The 14,524-nt window shown below is 69.1% G+C and carries 16 protein-coding genes and 1 pseudogene; 10 read left to right on the top strand and 7 right to left on the bottom strand.

The annotated features are described in order from the left end of the window. Positions 1-36: 36 nt before the first annotated feature. Both ACP7AG_RS00700 and ACP7AG_RS00695 read right to left on the bottom strand, forming a co-directional pair. Positions 37-924 (bottom strand): DMT family transporter, encoded by an 888-nt coding sequence (locus ACP7AG_RS00700; protein ID WP_426029428.1) that lies wholly within the window; start codon positions 922-924, stop codon positions 37-39. Positions 925-964: 40 nt separating this feature from the next. Continuing rightward, positions 965-1,315, bottom strand: a complete 351-nt coding sequence (locus ACP7AG_RS00695) for a DUF3147 family protein (protein ID WP_426029427.1) — start codon at positions 1,313-1,315, stop codon at positions 965-967. Between the two features lie 157 nt (positions 1,316-1,472). Here ACP7AG_RS00695 and ACP7AG_RS00690 point away from each other — a divergent pair, with 157 nt between their 5' ends. From ACP7AG_RS00690 to ACP7AG_RS00670, 5 genes are all read left to right on the top strand, one after another. After that, positions 1,473-2,021: a Spy/CpxP family protein refolding chaperone gene (locus tag ACP7AG_RS00690; protein WP_426010641.1), complete on the top strand. Its 549-nt coding sequence runs from the start codon at positions 1,473-1,475 to the stop codon at positions 2,019-2,021. 49 nt (positions 2,022-2,070) lie between these two features. After that, positions 2,071-2,817, top strand: a complete 747-nt coding sequence (gene ccmC, locus ACP7AG_RS00685) for a heme ABC transporter permease CcmC (protein ID WP_426029426.1) — start codon at positions 2,071-2,073, stop codon at positions 2,815-2,817. 4 nt (positions 2,818-2,821) lie between these two features. Further along, on the top strand, positions 2,822-3,001 hold the full coding sequence (gene ccmD / locus ACP7AG_RS00680) for a heme exporter protein CcmD (RefSeq protein ID WP_426010639.1): 180 nt from the start codon (positions 2,822-2,824) through the stop codon (positions 2,999-3,001). Continuing rightward, positions 2,998-3,525 (top strand): DsbE family thiol:disulfide interchange protein, encoded by a 528-nt coding sequence (locus ACP7AG_RS00675; protein ID WP_426010638.1) that lies wholly within the window; start codon positions 2,998-3,000, stop codon positions 3,523-3,525. Before ccmD ends, ACP7AG_RS00675 begins: the two co-directional genes overlap by 4 nt. An 81-nt stretch (positions 3,526-3,606) precedes the next feature. Beyond that, complete coding sequence (locus ACP7AG_RS00670; protein WP_426010637.1) at positions 3,607-3,876, top strand: hypothetical protein; 270 nt, start codon at positions 3,607-3,609, stop codon at positions 3,874-3,876. A gap of 142 nt (positions 3,877-4,018) precedes the next feature. Here ACP7AG_RS00670 and ACP7AG_RS00665 read toward each other — a convergent pair whose 3' ends face one another. The 5 genes from ACP7AG_RS00665 to ACP7AG_RS00645 all read right to left on the bottom strand — a co-directional run bounded on the left by ACP7AG_RS00665 (position 4,019) and on the right by ACP7AG_RS00645 (position 9,140). After that, the gene (locus tag ACP7AG_RS00665) at positions 4,019-5,332 is read right to left on the bottom strand and encodes a bifunctional folylpolyglutamate synthase/dihydrofolate synthase (protein WP_426010635.1); all 1,314 of its coding nucleotides are present in this window, start codon (positions 5,330-5,332) and stop codon (positions 4,019-4,021) included. 140 nt (positions 5,333-5,472) lie between these two features. Beyond that, complete coding sequence (locus ACP7AG_RS00660; protein WP_426029425.1) at positions 5,473-6,399, bottom strand: acetyl-CoA carboxylase carboxyltransferase subunit beta; 927 nt, start codon at positions 6,397-6,399, stop codon at positions 5,473-5,475. An 11-nt stretch (positions 6,400-6,410) separates the two neighbouring features. Continuing rightward, positions 6,411-7,238, bottom strand: a complete 828-nt coding sequence (trpA, locus tag ACP7AG_RS00655) for a tryptophan synthase subunit alpha (RefSeq protein ID WP_426010632.1) — start codon at positions 7,236-7,238, stop codon at positions 6,411-6,413. Between the two features lie 12 nt (positions 7,239-7,250). Then, positions 7,251-8,483 carry a tryptophan synthase subunit beta gene (gene trpB / locus ACP7AG_RS00650; protein ID WP_426010630.1) on the bottom strand — a complete coding sequence of 411 codons (1,233 nt, stop codon included), beginning with the start codon at positions 8,481-8,483 and terminating at the stop codon, positions 7,251-7,253. A 15-nt stretch (positions 8,484-8,498) separates the two neighbouring features. Continuing rightward, entirely contained in the window at positions 8,499-9,140 is a 642-nt protein-coding gene (locus ACP7AG_RS00645) for a phosphoribosylanthranilate isomerase (RefSeq protein ID WP_426029424.1), read from the bottom strand. A 215-nt stretch (positions 9,141-9,355) separates the two neighbouring features. Here ACP7AG_RS00645 and ACP7AG_RS00640 point away from each other — a divergent pair, with 215 nt between their 5' ends. From ACP7AG_RS00640 to rpsP, 5 genes and pseudogenes are all read left to right on the top strand, one after another. Next, positions 9,356-10,285: a hydrogen peroxide-inducible genes activator gene (locus tag ACP7AG_RS00640; protein WP_426010626.1), complete on the top strand. Its 930-nt coding sequence runs from the start codon at positions 9,356-9,358 to the stop codon at positions 10,283-10,285. 40 nt (positions 10,286-10,325) lie between these two features. Beyond that, a complete protein-coding gene (locus tag ACP7AG_RS00635; RefSeq protein ID WP_426029423.1) occupies positions 10,326-11,315 on the top strand; it encodes a TraB/GumN family protein in 990 nt (329 codons plus the stop codon). A gap of 417 nt (positions 11,316-11,732) precedes the next feature. After that, the gene (locus tag ACP7AG_RS00630) at positions 11,733-12,035 is read left to right on the top strand and encodes a hypothetical protein (protein ID WP_426029422.1); all 303 of its coding nucleotides are present in this window, start codon (positions 11,733-11,735) and stop codon (positions 12,033-12,035) included. 239 nt (positions 12,036-12,274) lie between these two features. Further along, entirely contained in the window at positions 12,275-13,810 is a 1,536-nt protein-coding gene (gene ffh, locus ACP7AG_RS00625; protein WP_426010620.1) for a signal recognition particle protein, read from the top strand. A gap of 10 nt (positions 13,811-13,820) precedes the next feature. Further along, positions 13,821-14,339, top strand: a pseudogene (rpsP, locus tag ACP7AG_RS00620) (30S ribosomal protein S16); the annotation flags it as partial. Positions 14,340-14,524 lie beyond the last annotated feature (185 nt).

Genomic DNA, 14,524 nt, shown 5'->3' with positions numbered 1-14,524 from the left:
CGGAGTTCGGCCCAACCAAAACCCGCGACGCACCCCCTAGATCGGCCCGGCGCTCGTTGTGACCAGCGGCTGACGCTTCTCGCCCAGCACCACGATGAAGCTGCCGGCGATGATCAGCAGCCCGCCGGCCCCCAGGGCGAAGGTCAGGTGGTCGCCAAACAGCATGACCCCGAGGCTGGCGCCCATCAGCGGCTCGATATTGATGAACACGCCGGCGCTGGCGGCGTCGACGCGGGCCGCGCCAAACGACCAGGCGGCGGTGGCCAGCAGGGTCGCCAACACGCCTTGGCCGACCACGGCGGTCCAGACCAGGGGGCTGAGGTCCAGCTTGGGCGGGCCGTGCATCAACAGGGCGATCGGCAGGACCGTGAAGGTGGCGACGATCACCGTCACCGCCGGTATTGCCATCGGGGTCGGCGACGGCGGCGCGCGACGCAGCACGAGCAGCCAGGCCAGGAAGATCAGCAGCGAGCCCAGCGACAAGGCCACCCCCAGCGGCGAGCCCGCCCCGTCCGGCTTACCGGCGATCAGGGCCGCACCGAGGGTGGCGGCGGCGACACCCAGCCAGGAGGCGCGGCTGACCTTCTCGCCCAGCAGCCTGGCGCTGATGGCGATCAGGGCCGGCATCGCGCCGACCAGCAGGGCCGCCAGGGTGACGCTGACATGGGCCAGGCCCTCGAACTGCACCATGAAGGCGATGCCATAGAAGGCGCCGGCCGCCAGGATCACCGGCGAGCGAAACAGCGCCCGGGTCTCGGCCCTGGCCAAGGCGAAGGGGGCCGCCGCGATCGCCGCCGTCGCGAACCGCAGCAGCACCATGTGGGCGGCGTCGGTCTCGGTCAGGATGAACTTGCCGAGCGGAAAGCCCAGGCCCCAGCAGGCGCCGGCCAGGGCGAGCGCGAGAAAGGCGAAGCGTTTTTCCATCAGGGCCTCTTGCCGGAGTTCGGGCGCCGGCGCCACGCGGCTAGAGCTTCAGCCCAAACCTTGGCCCCACGGCGGTCATCAACAGATAGAGCCCGATGGTCACGCCACACCCTGTCAGCAGCGCGGGCCAAAAGCCGATCCCGCGACGCAGCAGGGCCGGAACGATCAGAAACATCGGTAGCGATGGCAGCACATACCAGAAGGTCGCCTCCACATGGGTGGCCATCCGCCCGACGTCGTGAATGTCGCGCCACAGCCAGATCATGCCCAGGATCGAGATCAGCGGCAGCGACGCCACCAAGGCGCCGAAGCCGGGCTGGCGCTTTGCGATCTCCGAGACCAAGGCGATGATCACCCCGGACAGCGCGGCCTTGGCGATCAGATAGAGCATCAAAGGGGCCTCCGGTTGGAACGGCGAGTGTCGCCCGCTATCAAACGCTTGCGCCGGCCGCGTTCGTCAATCCTGCAACATTGGCGGGTGGTTCTGACATTCCCACGTTACACGGCGGCGGGAGGTTGCGATCAGGGACGTCACTGGAGCCATCAACATGCGCCTTTCACCAAGCCGCCTGGCCATCATGGCCGGGGTCGCACTCAGCCTTTCCGCCGCAGTTGCCGTCGCCCAGAACGGTCCGCCACCGCCCGGTCCGCCCCCGATGATGGATGATGGTCCCGGTGGCCCCGGCGGTCCGATGATGCGCCATCATCGCTTCGATCCGGAGGCCCAAGCGCAGCACCTGCGCGACGTGCTGCAACTGCGCGCCGACCAGGACGGCGCGCTGAAGGCCTATCTGGCCGCCACCGCGCCCAAGGATCATCGCGAGGAGGGGCCCGGTCCAAAATCCGACGACGGTCCGCCCAAACGCCTGACCACGCCCGAGCGCCTTGACCGGGAGACCGAGTTCCTGGCCCGCGCCAGGGCGCGCATTGACGCCACCCGAAGCTTCTACGCCGCGATGTCGCCCAGCCAGCAGAAGGCCTTCGACGCCCTGGGTCCGATGGCGGGCGACCATGGCCCGATGATGCGCCATGTCGAATTTCGCCACTTGAAAGCCGGCCCAGCCGGCCGGCCGCCCGCGCCGGGCAAGGCCGACTGACCTCGCGGTTGGGATTGCGGGCGCCCCTCAGGTCTTCTAATGCACCGGTATGGGCGCCCGTGAACCTCACCACCCGCTGGACTTCCTGACCAACCCCGAGCGGTTCATGGTCTTTTCGCGCTGGGCCGCGCCGATGTTCGGCGCCGTCGCCATAGTGCTGGCCGTGGCTGGCTTGGTTTTGACCTTCGCCGCCCCCGAGGACTATCAGCAGGGCGACACCGTGCGGATGATGTTCATCCACGTGCCGGCCGCCGTCATCAGCATGTTCGTCTATCTGTGCCTGGGGATCGCCAGCCTGCTGTCCCTGGTGTTCCGCCACGCCCTGGCCGACGCCGCCGCCGTGGCCTGCGCGCCGCTGGGCGCGGCTTTCACCGTGCTGGCCCTGGCCACCGGCTCGCTGTGGGGCAAGCCGATGTGGGGAACCTGGTGGGTGTGGGACGCGCGCCTGACCTCGGTGCTGGTGCTGCTGCTGTTCTATCTCGGCTATCTGGCCCTGCGCTCGGCGCTGGAGGACGAGGCCAAGGCCGCCCGCGCCGCCGCCATCCTGGCCCTGGTCGGCCTGATCAACCTGCCGATCATCAAGTTCTCGGTCGCGTGGTGGAACAGCCTGCACCAAGGCAGCTCCACCCTAATGGCCAAGCCGGGCGACGCCCTGCCGGCGGTCTATGCCTGGCCGATGCTGATCATGACCCTGGCCTATCTGGCGGCCTTCGGGGCGCTGTGGCTGGTGCGGATTCGCGCCGGGGTCTGGCGGCGCAAGGCCCGCGCCTTGGCGCTGCAGGCGGCGGAGGGCTAGCGGCATGCAGTTCGATTTCGACGCTGGCAAATACGCGATCTACCTCTGGCCAGCCTTCGCCCTGACGGCCATCGTCTTCGTCTGGATGATCGCCGACAGCCTGGTCTCGGCCCGGCGCTGGCGGCGTGAGGCTGAGCGGCTGCAGGCCCTGCGCGACGCTCGCCGCGAGGTGGGCCCGTCGTGAAGCGCTGGATCGGCTTTACGCCGTTGATTGTGCTGATCGCTTTGGGCGTGCTGTTCGCCGGCTACGCGTTGAAGCACGACCCCCACGTTCAGCCGCACGCCCTGGTCGGCAAGCCGGTTCCGGCCCTGTTCCTGCCCGATCTCGACAACGGCTCCCTGGTCGCGGTGCACGATGCGCCCCCTCGCCAAGGTGTGGCCGGCCCGCGCCTGATCAACTTCTTCGCCTCGTGGTGCGCCCCGTGCCGCGTGGAGCAGCCGCAGCTGATGGCCTTGAAGGCGCGCGGCGTGACCGTGGTCGGCGTGGCCTACAAGGATGATCCCGCCCGCACTCGGGCGTTCCTGGCCGAATTGGGCGATCCGTTCGCGGTCAAGCTGGTCGATCGCAACGGCCGGGCCGGGATCGAGTTCGGGGTCACCGGCGTGCCCGAGACCTTCCTGGTCGGGGAGAATGGCAAGGTCTTGGCCAAGCACAGCGGGCCGCTGACCGACGCGAATGTCCAGGACTTGCTGGCCAAACTGCACTGAAAGATCACTCAGAACCGCGACCATTAACCGCGTGTTGACCATGCTCGCCGACTTTGCATTAACCATGATAGAGTCGCGCTCATGAGTACGATCCGCCCTGCCGGCTTGCAGCCCGTCCCGCAACGACCCGCCCAGGGCTCGACGGGCGTTGGCGGCTCGCGCGCGGCGGCGTTCTTCCAGGCGGCCGTGGCCGAGGCGGCGCCGACCCGCGCGGCCATCCCGCCGATCGCCGTCCAGCTGCAGACCCAGGCCCAGCCGCAACGTCAGGCCCCGGCGAGGCCGTTCGTGCAGCCAAGCGAGGCACCGCAAAAGGTTCTGCGTCCGGGCTCGCTGTTGAACATCCTGGTCTGATTTCCTTCTACCCTTGCGGGAGACGGTGGCGGCCGAAGGCCGACGGATGAGGGGCCGCACCGCGGTTCGCGGCTGATCTCATCAACAACCCTCACCCGACCTCGCTGCGCGAGGCTACCCTCTCGCGGAAGGGCAGAGGGGATCAGGTCGGCCAGGTCTCCGGGCTCATCGCGAGCACTTCGCCGGCCAGGTACAGCGACCCGCAGATCAGCACGTGCGGCGTCGGTTCGATCGCTAGCGCCTTGTCCAGCGCCGCGCCCAAGCTGTCGCAGGCGCAGGCCCGCAGTCCGGCCAGCTCGGCGGCCGCAGCGGTCTGGGCGGCGCTGGCGGCGGCGCCACCCTCGAAGGCCACCGAAAAGACCTTGGCCTTCAACGGCGCGAACGGCGTGAAGAAACCCGTTGCGTCCTTGTTGGCCAGCAGGCCGGCGACTAGCGCCACGGGGCGGCCGTCCCGGGCGGCCAGGTCGCCCAGCGCCCGGGCCACGGCCTGGCCGGCATGGGGGTTGTGACCGCCGTCCAGCCACAGATCGGCGCCGGCCGCCTTGGCGCGCTCGGCCAGGGGGCCGGCGGTCAGCCGCTGGAAGCGGGCCGGCCAGATCGCGCCGGCGACGCCCTGGGCTATGGCCGCTTCGTCGATGCGCGGGTCGTTCAGAAGCAGGATCGCGGCCACCGCCAGGCCGGCATTGGCGAACTGATGGTCACCCGGCAGGGTGGGGGCCGGCAGGTCCAGCAGGCGGTCCTGCATCTGCACCAGCAGCCGACCCCGCTCGTTCCAGGCGTCGAAGTCCCGGCCCATCAGGGTCAGGGGGGCCTCGGCGAGATCGGCCTTGCGCTCGACGACCCGTTCGGCCTCTTCGGCCTGACGGGCCGAGACGACGGGCGTGTTCGGCTTGATGATCCCGGCCTTCTCCCGGGCGATGGCTGACAGGGTGTCGCCGAGGAATTCGCGGTGGTCGATGTCGATCGGAGCGATGACGCTGAGGGCTGGGCTGACCACGTTGGTGGCGTCCAGCACGCCGCCGAGGCCGACCTCCACCAGGCACAGGTCGGCGGGGACCTCGGAGAAGGCCTGGAAGGCGGCGGCGGTGGTGATCTCGAAGAAGGTGATTGGCAGGCCGGCATTGGCCGCCTCGACCCGGTCCAGCACTTCGGCAAGGTGCTCGTCGGTGATCAGGCTTCCGGCCAGGCGGATCCGCTCAGCGAACCGCACCAGGTGAGGTGAGGTGAAGACATGGACCCTCAAGCCCGCCGCCTCGGCGATGGCGCGCAGATAGGCTACGGTCGAACCCTTGCCGTTGGTGCCGGCCACGTGGATCACCGGCGGCAGCCTGGTCTGCGGCTCGCCCAGCGCCGCGCACAGCCGGCGCATGCGCACCAGCGACAGGTCGATCAGCTTGGGATGCAGGGCCTGCAGCCGCGCCAGCGCGGCGTCATGGGCGCGGAGATGGTCGGTCATGTCTCTGAACCTTCCCTCCCCGTCATGCGGAGGGTGGCCCCGAAGGGGTCGGGTGGGGTTTGATGAGTCTGCGGCAGTGAAGCCCCACCCACCACTTCGTGGTCCCCCTCCCCATGACGGGGAGGGAAAAGCTCTTTGCACTACGCAGCTTTCAGCGAACGCCCCATCATCAGCGTGCCGAGGATCGAGCCCAGCACCGCCGGCAGGTCCTTGCGGGGCGTCACGCGGTCGACCATGCCCTTTTCGACCAGATATTCCGAGCGCTGAAACCCCGGCGGCAGGGTCTCGCGGATGGTCTGCTCGATCACCCGGGGGCCGGCGAAGCCGATCAGGGCGCCCGGCTCGGCTAGGTGGACATCGCCGAGCATGGCGTAGGAGGCGGTGACGCCGCCGGTGGTCGGGTCGGTGAGGACCACGACGTATGGCAGGCCGGCGTCCTTCATCTGGTTGATGGCCAAGGTGGTGCGGGCCATCTGCATCAGGGACAGGGCCCCCTCCTGCATCCGCGCGCCGCCGGCGGCGGTGAAGGCGATCAGCGGAACCTGGCGCTCGATCGCGGCCTCGGCGGCGGCGATGAAGCCCTCACCGGCGGCCATGCCCAGCGAGCCGCCCATGAAGGCGAAATCCTGGACCACAACCACGGCCTTCGCGCCACCGACCACGCCGAAGGCGATGGCGATGGCGTCCTGTTCGCCGGTCGCCTTGCGGGCGGCGGCGAGGCGCTCCTTGTAGGGCTTGCCGTCGGAGAACTTCAGCGGGTCCTCGAACACCGCCGGGGTTGGCAGGACCTCGTATTCGGCGTCGTCGAAGGTGAACTTGAAGCGGGCCTCGGGGCCGATCCGCATGTGGCGTCCGGCCGGGGTGACCCACAGGGCCGCCTCCAGGTCGGAGCGGTAGATCATCTCGCCGGTGTCGGGGCACTTGACCCACAGGTTCTCGGGTGTCTCACGCCTGGCGAACGCCCCGCGCACGCCGGGGGCGATGCGCGACAGCCAGCCGCCGCGTCGCTCGGCCCCGACCTTGGTCTTGTCGCCCTTCTTGGGGCCCGGAGTTTCAGCCATAGCCATAGCCTTTAGCCTCACGCCATTTCGAGTCGCGCCGATCGCACAGCCTTAGCCAGCTCCGACGCCTTGAGAAGAACCTTCTCGGTCACGTTTTCGTTCAACTGGGCGGCCGCCTCGATTTCGTCCACCAGGGCCGAGCCGACCACCGCCGCGTCGGCCACGCGGGCCACGGCGGCGGCTTGTTCCGGTGTGCGGATGCCGAAACCGACGGCGACCGGCAGGCCCGAGGCATTGCGCAGCCGGGTCACGGCCAAGGCCACATTGGCGGGGTCGGCCGACTTGACGCCGGTCACGCCCGCCACCGAGACGTAATAGACGAAGCCCGAGGTGCGGCGGATCACCATCGGCAGGCGCTTGTCGTCGGTGGTGGGGGCGGCCAGGCGGATCAGGGCGATGCCCTCGGCCTCCAGGGCGTCCGACAGGGGGTCGGCCTCTTCCGGCGGGCAATCGACGATGATCAGGCCATCGACGCCGGCCGTCGCAGCGGCGGCGGCGAAGGCTTCGAACCCGCGATTGAGCACCGGGTTGAGGTAGCCCATCAGAATGATCGGCGTGTCGTTGTCGCCCTGGCGGAAAGCGGCGACCAGGTCCAGCGTGCCCTGCAGCGTCATGCCCGAGCGCAGGCCACGTTGGGCGGCGCGCTGGATGGTCGGACCCTCGGCCATCGGGTCGGAGAACGGGAAGCCCAGCTCGATCAGGTCGGCCCCCGCCCCCGGCAGGCCCTTGAGCACGCTCAGCGTGGTGGCGGCGTCGGGATCGCCGGCCATGATATAGGTCACGAAGCCGGCGCGGTTCTCAGCCTTCAGGGCCGCAAAACGGCGGTCGATACGGTCGTTGGTCAAGTCAAATCGCCTCTAGATCTTCCGCCCGAGAGCCTCGGCCACCGTGAAGATGTCCTTGTCGCCGCGGCCGCACAGATTCATCACCACGATCTTGTCCTTGCCCAGCTCGCGAGCGATGTCGCCGACCCGGGCCAGGGCGTGGGCCGGCTCGAGCGCCGGGATGATGCCTTCCAGCTGCGAGCACAGCATGAAGGCGTCCAGCGCCTCCTGGTCGGTGGTCGAGACATATTCGGCCCGGCCGATCTCGTGCAGGAACGAGTGCTCCGGCCCGATGCCTGGATAGTCCAGGCCCGCCGAGATCGAGTGGGCGTCGATGATCTGGCCGTCGTCGTCCTGCAGCAGATAGGTGCGGTTGCCGTGCAGCACGCCCGGACGGCCGCCGGTCAGGGAGGCGGCGTGCTTGTCGGTGGAGACGCCATGGCCGGCCGCCTCGACGCCGATCAGCCGCACGCCTTCGTCGGCCAGGAAGGGGTGGAACAGGCCGATGGCGTTGGAGCCGCCGCCGATACAGGCCACCACGGCGTCGGGGAGCCGGCCTTCCATCTCAAGGATCTGGGCGCGGGCCTCGATGCCGATCACGCTCTGGAAGTCGCGGACCATCACCGGATAGGGGTGCGGCCCGGCCGCCGTGCCGATCAGGTAATAGGTGTCCTCGACATTGGTCACCCAGTCGCGCATCGCCTCGTTCATGGCGTCTTTGAGGGTGCCGGTTCCCGAGGTGACGGGGCGCACTTCCGCGCCCAGCAGGTTCATGCGGAAGACGTTGGGCTTTTGCCGCTCGACATCGGTGGCGCCCATATAGACCACGCACGGCAGGCCGAAGCGGGCGCAGACGGTGGCGGTGGCCACGCCGTGCTGGCCGGCCCCGGTCTCGGCGATGATCCGGGTCTTGCCCATGCGCATGGCCAGCAGGATCTGGCCGAGGGCGTTGTTGATCTTGTGCGAGCCGGTGTGGTTCAGCTCGTCGCGCTTGAAATAGATCTTGGCCCCACCGAAATGCTCGGTCAGGCGCTCGGCGAAATAGAGCGGGCTGGGCCGGCCGGCATAGTGGGTGTTGAAGCTGGTCAGCTCGGCCTGGAACGCGGGATCGGCCTTGGCGGCGGCATAGGCCTCGCCCAGTTCCAGCACCAACGGCATCAGGGTCTCGGCGACATAGCGGCCGCCGAACTCGCCGAACCGGCCATTGGTGTCGGGATAGGCCGAATAATCGTTGGGCTTGGCGGGGGCGTTCGTTGGGACGTTCAAAGGACCATCCAGGGTTCAGACGCGTTTGACGGCGTCCAGGAACGCCGTGATCAGAGCCGGGTCCTTTAGGCCGGGACCTCGCTCCACGCCAGAGGAAACGTCTACCAGGGGCGCCGCCGAAGCCTTGACCGCTTCTGCGACGTTCCAGGGATCCAGGCCCCCGGCCAGGAAATGCGGCCGCGAAAAGCGCCGGCCTTCCAGCAGGCTCCAGTCGAACCGCGCGCCGGTGCCACCGGGCAGAACCGAGCCCTCCACGGGCCTGGCGTCGAACATCAGGTGCTCGACGACGCCGTCGAAGGCGGCGGCCTTGTCGACATCGGAGGCCGACGAGACCGAGAAGGCCTTGATCATCCCGGCCCCGGAGCGGGCGCCGATCTCCCGGACCCGGGCCGGGGTCTCGCGGCCGTGCACCTGGATCAGGTCGGGCTTGAGGGTGGCCATCAGCCGGTCGATCAGGGCGTCGTCGGGATCGACGGTGACGGCCACGGTCTTGACCGGCCCCTGGCGCAGTGCGGCGGCCAGGCGGGCGGCGGCTTCGGGGGTGAGATTGCGGGGGCTCTTGGCGAAGAACACGAAGCCGACGAACGCCGCGCCGCCGTTCACGGCGGCGGCGAGCGTCTCGGGGGTCGAAAGCCCGCAGATCTTGGCCCTGGTCATGAGGCGGAGGTACGGTGGCGAGGGATGTTGTGCAAGGGGCGGTGGCTCACGCCAGGTCGCGGGCGAGGGGGGCGAGGCCGAAAGCAGTGGCGGTGCTCTCCAGGGGCGGCGCTCTTGCCAACCGCCTCCCCTGGGAGACGGTCTCCAACCATCGCCGTCATAGACCTAGACCCTCCCGTTTCGCTAATTGATAGACCCCACCTATATACCCCCTCATGCTCCCCACCCTGCGCCAGCTCCGCTACCTCAAGCTCCTGTCCGAGCACGGCTCGTTCAGCCGGGCCGCCGAGGCCTGCCATGTCACCCAGCCCACCCTGTCGGCCGGCATCCAGGAACTGGAGAAGATCCTGGGCGCGCCGGTGGTCGATCGGGCCCGGTCGGGCGTGATCCTCACCGCCGCCGGCCAGGAGGCCGTGCGCCGGGGCGAGGCGATCCTGGCCCAGGCCGAGGATCTGGTGCAGGCGGCGCGCGGGGCGGGCCAGCCCCTGGCTGGGCGGTTCAAGCTGGGGGTCATCCCCACTGTCGCCCCCTATCTGCTGCCGCGCGCCCTGCCCGCCCTGCGCGACCAGTTCCCCAAGCTGAAGCTCTATCTGCGCGAGGACCTGACCCACCGGCTGATCGCCGCGCTGAAGTCCGGCGCCCTGGACGCCGCCCTGATCGCCCTGCCCTATGACATGACCGGTCTGGACTGGGCCCATGTCGAGGATGACGAGCTGCTGGCCGCCGCCCCCGCCAACCATCGCATGGCCGCCTTCGAGCGGGTCGATCCCGAGAGCCTGAGGGGCGACGACATGATCCTTCTGGAGGATGGTCACTGCCTGCGCGACCACGCCCTGGCCGCCTGCGGCCTGGAGCCGCCGCGCAACGTCAATCTGGACGACGACGAGAGCTTCGCCGCCACCTCCCTGCCCACCCTGGTGCAGATGATCGGCTCGGGCCTGGGGGTGTCGTTCCTGCCGTCGATGGCCGTGGCCGCAGGCCTGGCCGAAAACGCGCCGGTCACCATCCGGCCGCTGAACTCCGACCATTCCAGCCGCGAGATCGTGGTGGCCTGGCGCAAGGGCTCCAGCCGCTCCACCGAGGGCCGGCTGCTGGCCGAGACCCTGGCCGCCCTGCCGCCCGCCGTGCTTTCGCCACGGCATTAGAGTACCCATCTCCGTGGAGTCTGACGTGCTGGAGACCGGGATGACGCGAACCTCATCGGCCCTAGCGGCCCTGGCCGTGCTAGTCTTGGCCGCGCCCGCCGCCCAGGCCCAGACCCCGCCGCCCCAGCCCATCGAACTCTTCCCGCAGGATCCCGGCAGCGCCGTGGTCTCCGAACTGCTGGTGGTCGCCAGGCCGCCCGGCCCGGCCCTGTGGTTGGTCGAGAAGGGCGGCGCCAAGCTCTATGTGGTCGGCTCGGCCCCGCCCCTGCCGCACCAACTGAAGTGGGACAGTCCCCGGCTAAACCGCGCCCTGGATGCGGCTAGCCTGGTGCTGGTGCCGCCCGAGGCCTCGGTGGGACCTCTGCAGATCACCAAGTTCGTGCTGACCGGCGGCAGCGGCGTGCGCCAGCCGATGCTGGGCAAGCGGCTGGAAGACCGCCTGCCGGCCGACCTGCGCGCCCGCTTCGTCAGCGCCCGCGAGCGCGCCCAGCGCACCGCCGTGCCCTACAAGGACTGGAAGCCGGCGATGGCGGGCTTAATTCTGCTGTCGGACTTCCGCCAGGCGGCCGGCATCTCCGAGGCCAAGCCGGTCAGCACCATCGAGCGGATGGCCAAGGCCAAGGGCGTCAAGGTTAAGGCGATGAGCCAGTACAGGCTTGGGCCGGTGCTCGCCAACGCCGGCAAGCTGTCGGACGCGGCCAACCTGGCCTGCCTGGCCGACACTCTGACCGAGCTGGAGTATGACGGCAGCCACCCGACGACCATCGGTTCGGACTGGGCCGTGGGCGACCTGCCCAGCGTGCGGGCCCGCTACTCGACCTCTGCCGCCCAGCGCTGCCTGCTGCGCACGCCCGGCGGGGCGGGGCTGCTGAACCAGCAGATCGCGGAGTCGGCTCAGGCCTTGACCGAGGCGTTGCAGCGGCCGGGGGTGACGGTGGCGGTGGTGGACCTGGCGTTCCTGCTGCCGGCCAATGGCGTACTGGACCGGCTGCGCGCGGCCGGGGCGACGGTGACGTCGCCGGCGGAGTGACTCGGCGGCTCACACACTTGCCCCCACCTGGCGACTTCGTCGCCTGTCCGCCCCCATAAGGGGGCGGAGCCCGTTTGCCGGCGCCGTGCGCGAACTCCGCCCCCTATGGGGGCGGACAGACCGCGAAGCGGTCAGGTGGGGGCAAGTGGGTGTGATCCCACGCTACGGCGAGGCCGCGCCCCAAACCCTTGCCGGCGAGCAAGCTCCGTCGTCCGACCGCGTATAGGACCGCCTCCGGCGTCCGCGTCGCGGCGACACTCCGCGCCGTCCCTGACCCGGCCAGACGCCAGAGCTCCGATCCACCAAGGGTTTTAAGGCGCAGCCGCATCCGGGGCGGATGCGGCTGTTCGCCGGAAGCAGCGTGAACGGGTGGATGTCGAACCAAACCCAAATATTGTGGAGGGACGGAAAAGCGGGGTGGCCATGGACGATTTACGTAGCAGGTTGATGGAAACTACCGAGAAGACGAAGCCCTCCGGCGCGATGGCCTTCTTCGCGCAACACTTCGACGACCACGTCATGCTCTCAGAACTGATCGAGAAAGCATTAGAAGGCGAAGATATGGGCGATGCGCCATGGGCGGCGGCCAACGTGATCGCGAAGTTCCCCGCGGACCTTCTCCGACTGCACGAGAGCGCGCTTCGACAGATCGCTGCAGAGCCGTGGGACTATCTGAGCCGTCCTGCGAAGATCGCGTTGGAGAAGATCGCCAGCAGGTGAGTTAGCCGCTTGGACCTTAACGAGTCGAATGCCGCTGGATAGTTGCCCCCTCTTTGACTCCCCCCTCCCATTCGTGCATAAGCGCGCCCTTCCGGCGCTTCATCAGCAGCGCCTCTACCGTCACGACACCAGCCTGCTAGCGCAGGGCCCATCTGGACGAGGCCGGTGAGGACCCCCATCGACGTGATCGTCCATGGGGGCTGATTGCGTTTGGTCATTGGTTTTCACTAGGGCTACCCATGTTCGACGGCCTTACAGATCGGCTCTCCAGCGTTTTCGACCGCCTCGGCGGTCGTGGCGTGCTGTCCGAGAAGGACATCGACGAGGCGCTGCGCGAGGTCCGCGTCGCCCTGCTCGAGGCCGACGTGGCCCTGCCGGTGGTCAAGGACTTCATCACCAAGGCCAAGGAAGCCGCTTCGGGCGAGGCGGTCATCCGCTCGGTCAAGCCGGCCGACCAAGTGGTCAAGATCGTCTATGACGGCCTGGTCGACATGCTGGGCGGCGAAGAGCCGGTCGGCCTGAACCTGGCCCTGAACCCGCCGTCGGTGATCCTGATGGCCGGCCTGCAGGGCTCGGGCAAGACCACCACCACCGGCAAGCTGGCCCTGCGGCTCAGCAAGTTCGACCGCAAGAAGGTGCTGGTCGCCTCGCTCGACACCCGCCGCCCGGCCGCCATGGAACAGCTGGCCCTGCTGGCCAAGCAGGTTGAGGTCGAGAGCCTGCCGGTCGTCGCCGGCCAGAGCGCCGCCGACATCGCCAGGCGCGCCCTGCTGGCTGCCAAGCTGGGCGGCTATGACGTCCTGATCCTCGACACCGCCGGCCGCACCACCCTGGACGAGGCGATGATGAGCGAGGCGGCGGAAATCGCCCGCATCGCCCAGCCGTCCGAGACCCTGCTGGTCGCCGACAGCCTGACTGGCCAGGACGCCGTCCGCACCGCCAAGGCGTTCCACGAACGCCTGCCGCTGACCGGCCTGATCCTCACCCGCGCCGACGGAGACGGCCGCGGCGGCGCCGCGCTGTCGATGCGCCACGTCACCGGCCTGCCGATCAAGTTCCTGGGCGCCGGCGAGAAGATCGACGCGCTCGACGTGTTCGACGCCCGCCGCGTGGCCGGCCGGATCCTGGGGCAAGGCGACGTCGTTGCTTTGGTCGAGAAGGCCACGCAAGACCTCGACGTGGCCGAAGCCGAGCGCATGGCCAAGAAGCTGGCCAAGGGCCAGTTCGACCTCAACGACCTGTCGTCTCAACTCTCGCAGATGCAGAAGATGGGCGGCATGGCCGGGATCATGGGCCTGTTGCCTGGCGTCCAGAAAGTCAAGAAGCAGATCGCCGAGAGCGGTATCGACGACAGCGTCTTCCGTCGCCAGCAAGCGATCATCAGCGCGATGACCAAGCTGGAGCGCAAGAAGCCCGACATCCTGGCCGCCTCGCGCAAGCGCCGTATCGCGGCCGGCTCGGGCGTCGACGTGGCCGAGGTCAACCGCCTGCTCAAGCAGCACCGCCAGATGGCCGACATGTTCAAGGCGATGAGCAAGGACGGCGGTCGCGGCATGGCCAAGATGGCCGGCATGCTGGGCGGCGGCGACATGTCCAAGCTCAAGGCGATGGGCGGCGGCAAGATTTCCCAGCCTAGTTCCAATTCCGCGGGAGGCCTCGGCGGCCTTCCGGGGCTCCCCGGTCTTCCGGGATCCGGGGGCGGCGGCGACGCCAAGCCCAACCTCCTCTCCGGTCTGGGCGGCCTGCCCCCCGGCTTCAATCCATTCAAGAAATAGGACTACCGATATGCTGAAGATCCGTCTCGCCCGTGGCGGCGCCAAGAAGCGCCCCTATTACTCGATCGTCGTCGCTGACAGCCACTCGCCCCGCGACGGCCGCTTCATCGAGAAGGTCGGCACCTACAACCCGCTGCTCAAGAAGGACGACGCCTCGCGCGTGACCCTGAAGGTCGAGTCCATTCAGGGCTGGCTCGCCAAGGGCGCCCAACCGACCGACCGCGTCGCCCGATTCCTCGCCGCCCAAGGCCTGGTCGAGTGGACCCACGGCAACAACCCCGAAAAGGCCAAGCCGGGCAAGAAGGCCCAGGAACGTGACGCCGAGCGCACCCAGCGCGACGCCGACCGCGTGGCCGCCGAGGCTCAAGCCAAGGAAGACGCCAAGGCCGCCGCCGCCGAAGCCGCCGAAGCGGCCGCCGCCGCTGCTGCTGAAGCCGCCGCTGCTCCGGAGCCGGAAGCCGTCGCTGAAGAGGCCCCGGCCGAAGAAGCGCCGGCCGTTGAAGCCGCCGCTGAAGAGGCTCCGGCCGCTGATGAGGCCCCGGCTGCTGAAGAGGCCCCGGCCGCTGATGAGGCTCCGGCCACTGAAGAGGCTCCGGCCGCTGATGAGGCCCCGGCTTCTGAAAAGACCACCGAAGCCTAAGGCTTCGGACGTCGTGGGCCCGGGTTTGTGGCCCCGGCGCCCCCACCCCAACCAAAAACCCCCCCCCAGCCCCG

The sequence above is a fragment of the Caulobacter sp. DWP3-1-3b2 genome (assembly GCF_049896325.1).
Taxonomy (GTDB): Bacteria; Pseudomonadota; Alphaproteobacteria; order Caulobacterales; family Caulobacteraceae; genus Caulobacter.
The sequence above is the reverse complement of the archived record's forward strand: the minus strand, read 5'-3'. Positions and strand labels throughout refer to the sequence as shown.

What these genes read in the sequence shown, in the direction of transcription:
- ACP7AG_RS00700 (WP_426029428.1), bottom strand. Translation starts at nt 924, where the DNA reads ATGGAAAAACGCTTCGCCTTTCTCGCGCTCGCCCTGGCCGGCGCCTGC.
- ACP7AG_RS00695 (WP_426029427.1), bottom strand. Translation starts at nt 1,315, where the DNA reads ATGCTCTATCTGATCGCCAAGGCCGCGCTGTCCGGGGTGATCATCGCC.
- ACP7AG_RS00690 (WP_426010641.1), top strand. Translation starts at nt 1,473, where the DNA reads ATGCGCCTTTCACCAAGCCGCCTGGCCATCATGGCCGGGGTCGCACTC.
- ccmC (WP_426029426.1), top strand. Translation starts at nt 2,071, where the DNA reads ATGGGCGCCCGTGAACCTCACCACCCGCTGGACTTCCTGACCAACCCC.
- ccmD (WP_426010639.1), top strand. Translation starts at nt 2,822, where the DNA reads ATGCAGTTCGATTTCGACGCTGGCAAATACGCGATCTACCTCTGGCCA.
- ACP7AG_RS00670 (WP_426010637.1), top strand. Translation starts at nt 3,607, where the DNA reads ATGAGTACGATCCGCCCTGCCGGCTTGCAGCCCGTCCCGCAACGACCC.
- ACP7AG_RS00665 (WP_426010635.1), bottom strand. Translation starts at nt 5,332, where the DNA reads ATGACCGACCATCTCCGCGCCCATGACGCCGCGCTGGCGCGGCTGCAG.
- ACP7AG_RS00660 (WP_426029425.1), bottom strand. Translation starts at nt 6,399, where the DNA reads ATGGCTATGGCTGAAACTCCGGGCCCCAAGAAGGGCGACAAGACCAAG.
- ACP7AG_RS00645 (WP_426029424.1), bottom strand. Translation starts at nt 9,140, where the DNA reads ATGACCAGGGCCAAGATCTGCGGGCTTTCGACCCCCGAGACGCTCGCC.
- ACP7AG_RS00640 (WP_426010626.1), top strand. Translation starts at nt 9,356, where the DNA reads ATGCTCCCCACCCTGCGCCAGCTCCGCTACCTCAAGCTCCTGTCCGAG.
- ACP7AG_RS00635 (WP_426029423.1), top strand. Translation starts at nt 10,326, where the DNA reads ATGACGCGAACCTCATCGGCCCTAGCGGCCCTGGCCGTGCTAGTCTTG.
- ffh (WP_426010620.1), top strand. Translation starts at nt 12,275, where the DNA reads ATGTTCGACGGCCTTACAGATCGGCTCTCCAGCGTTTTCGACCGCCTC.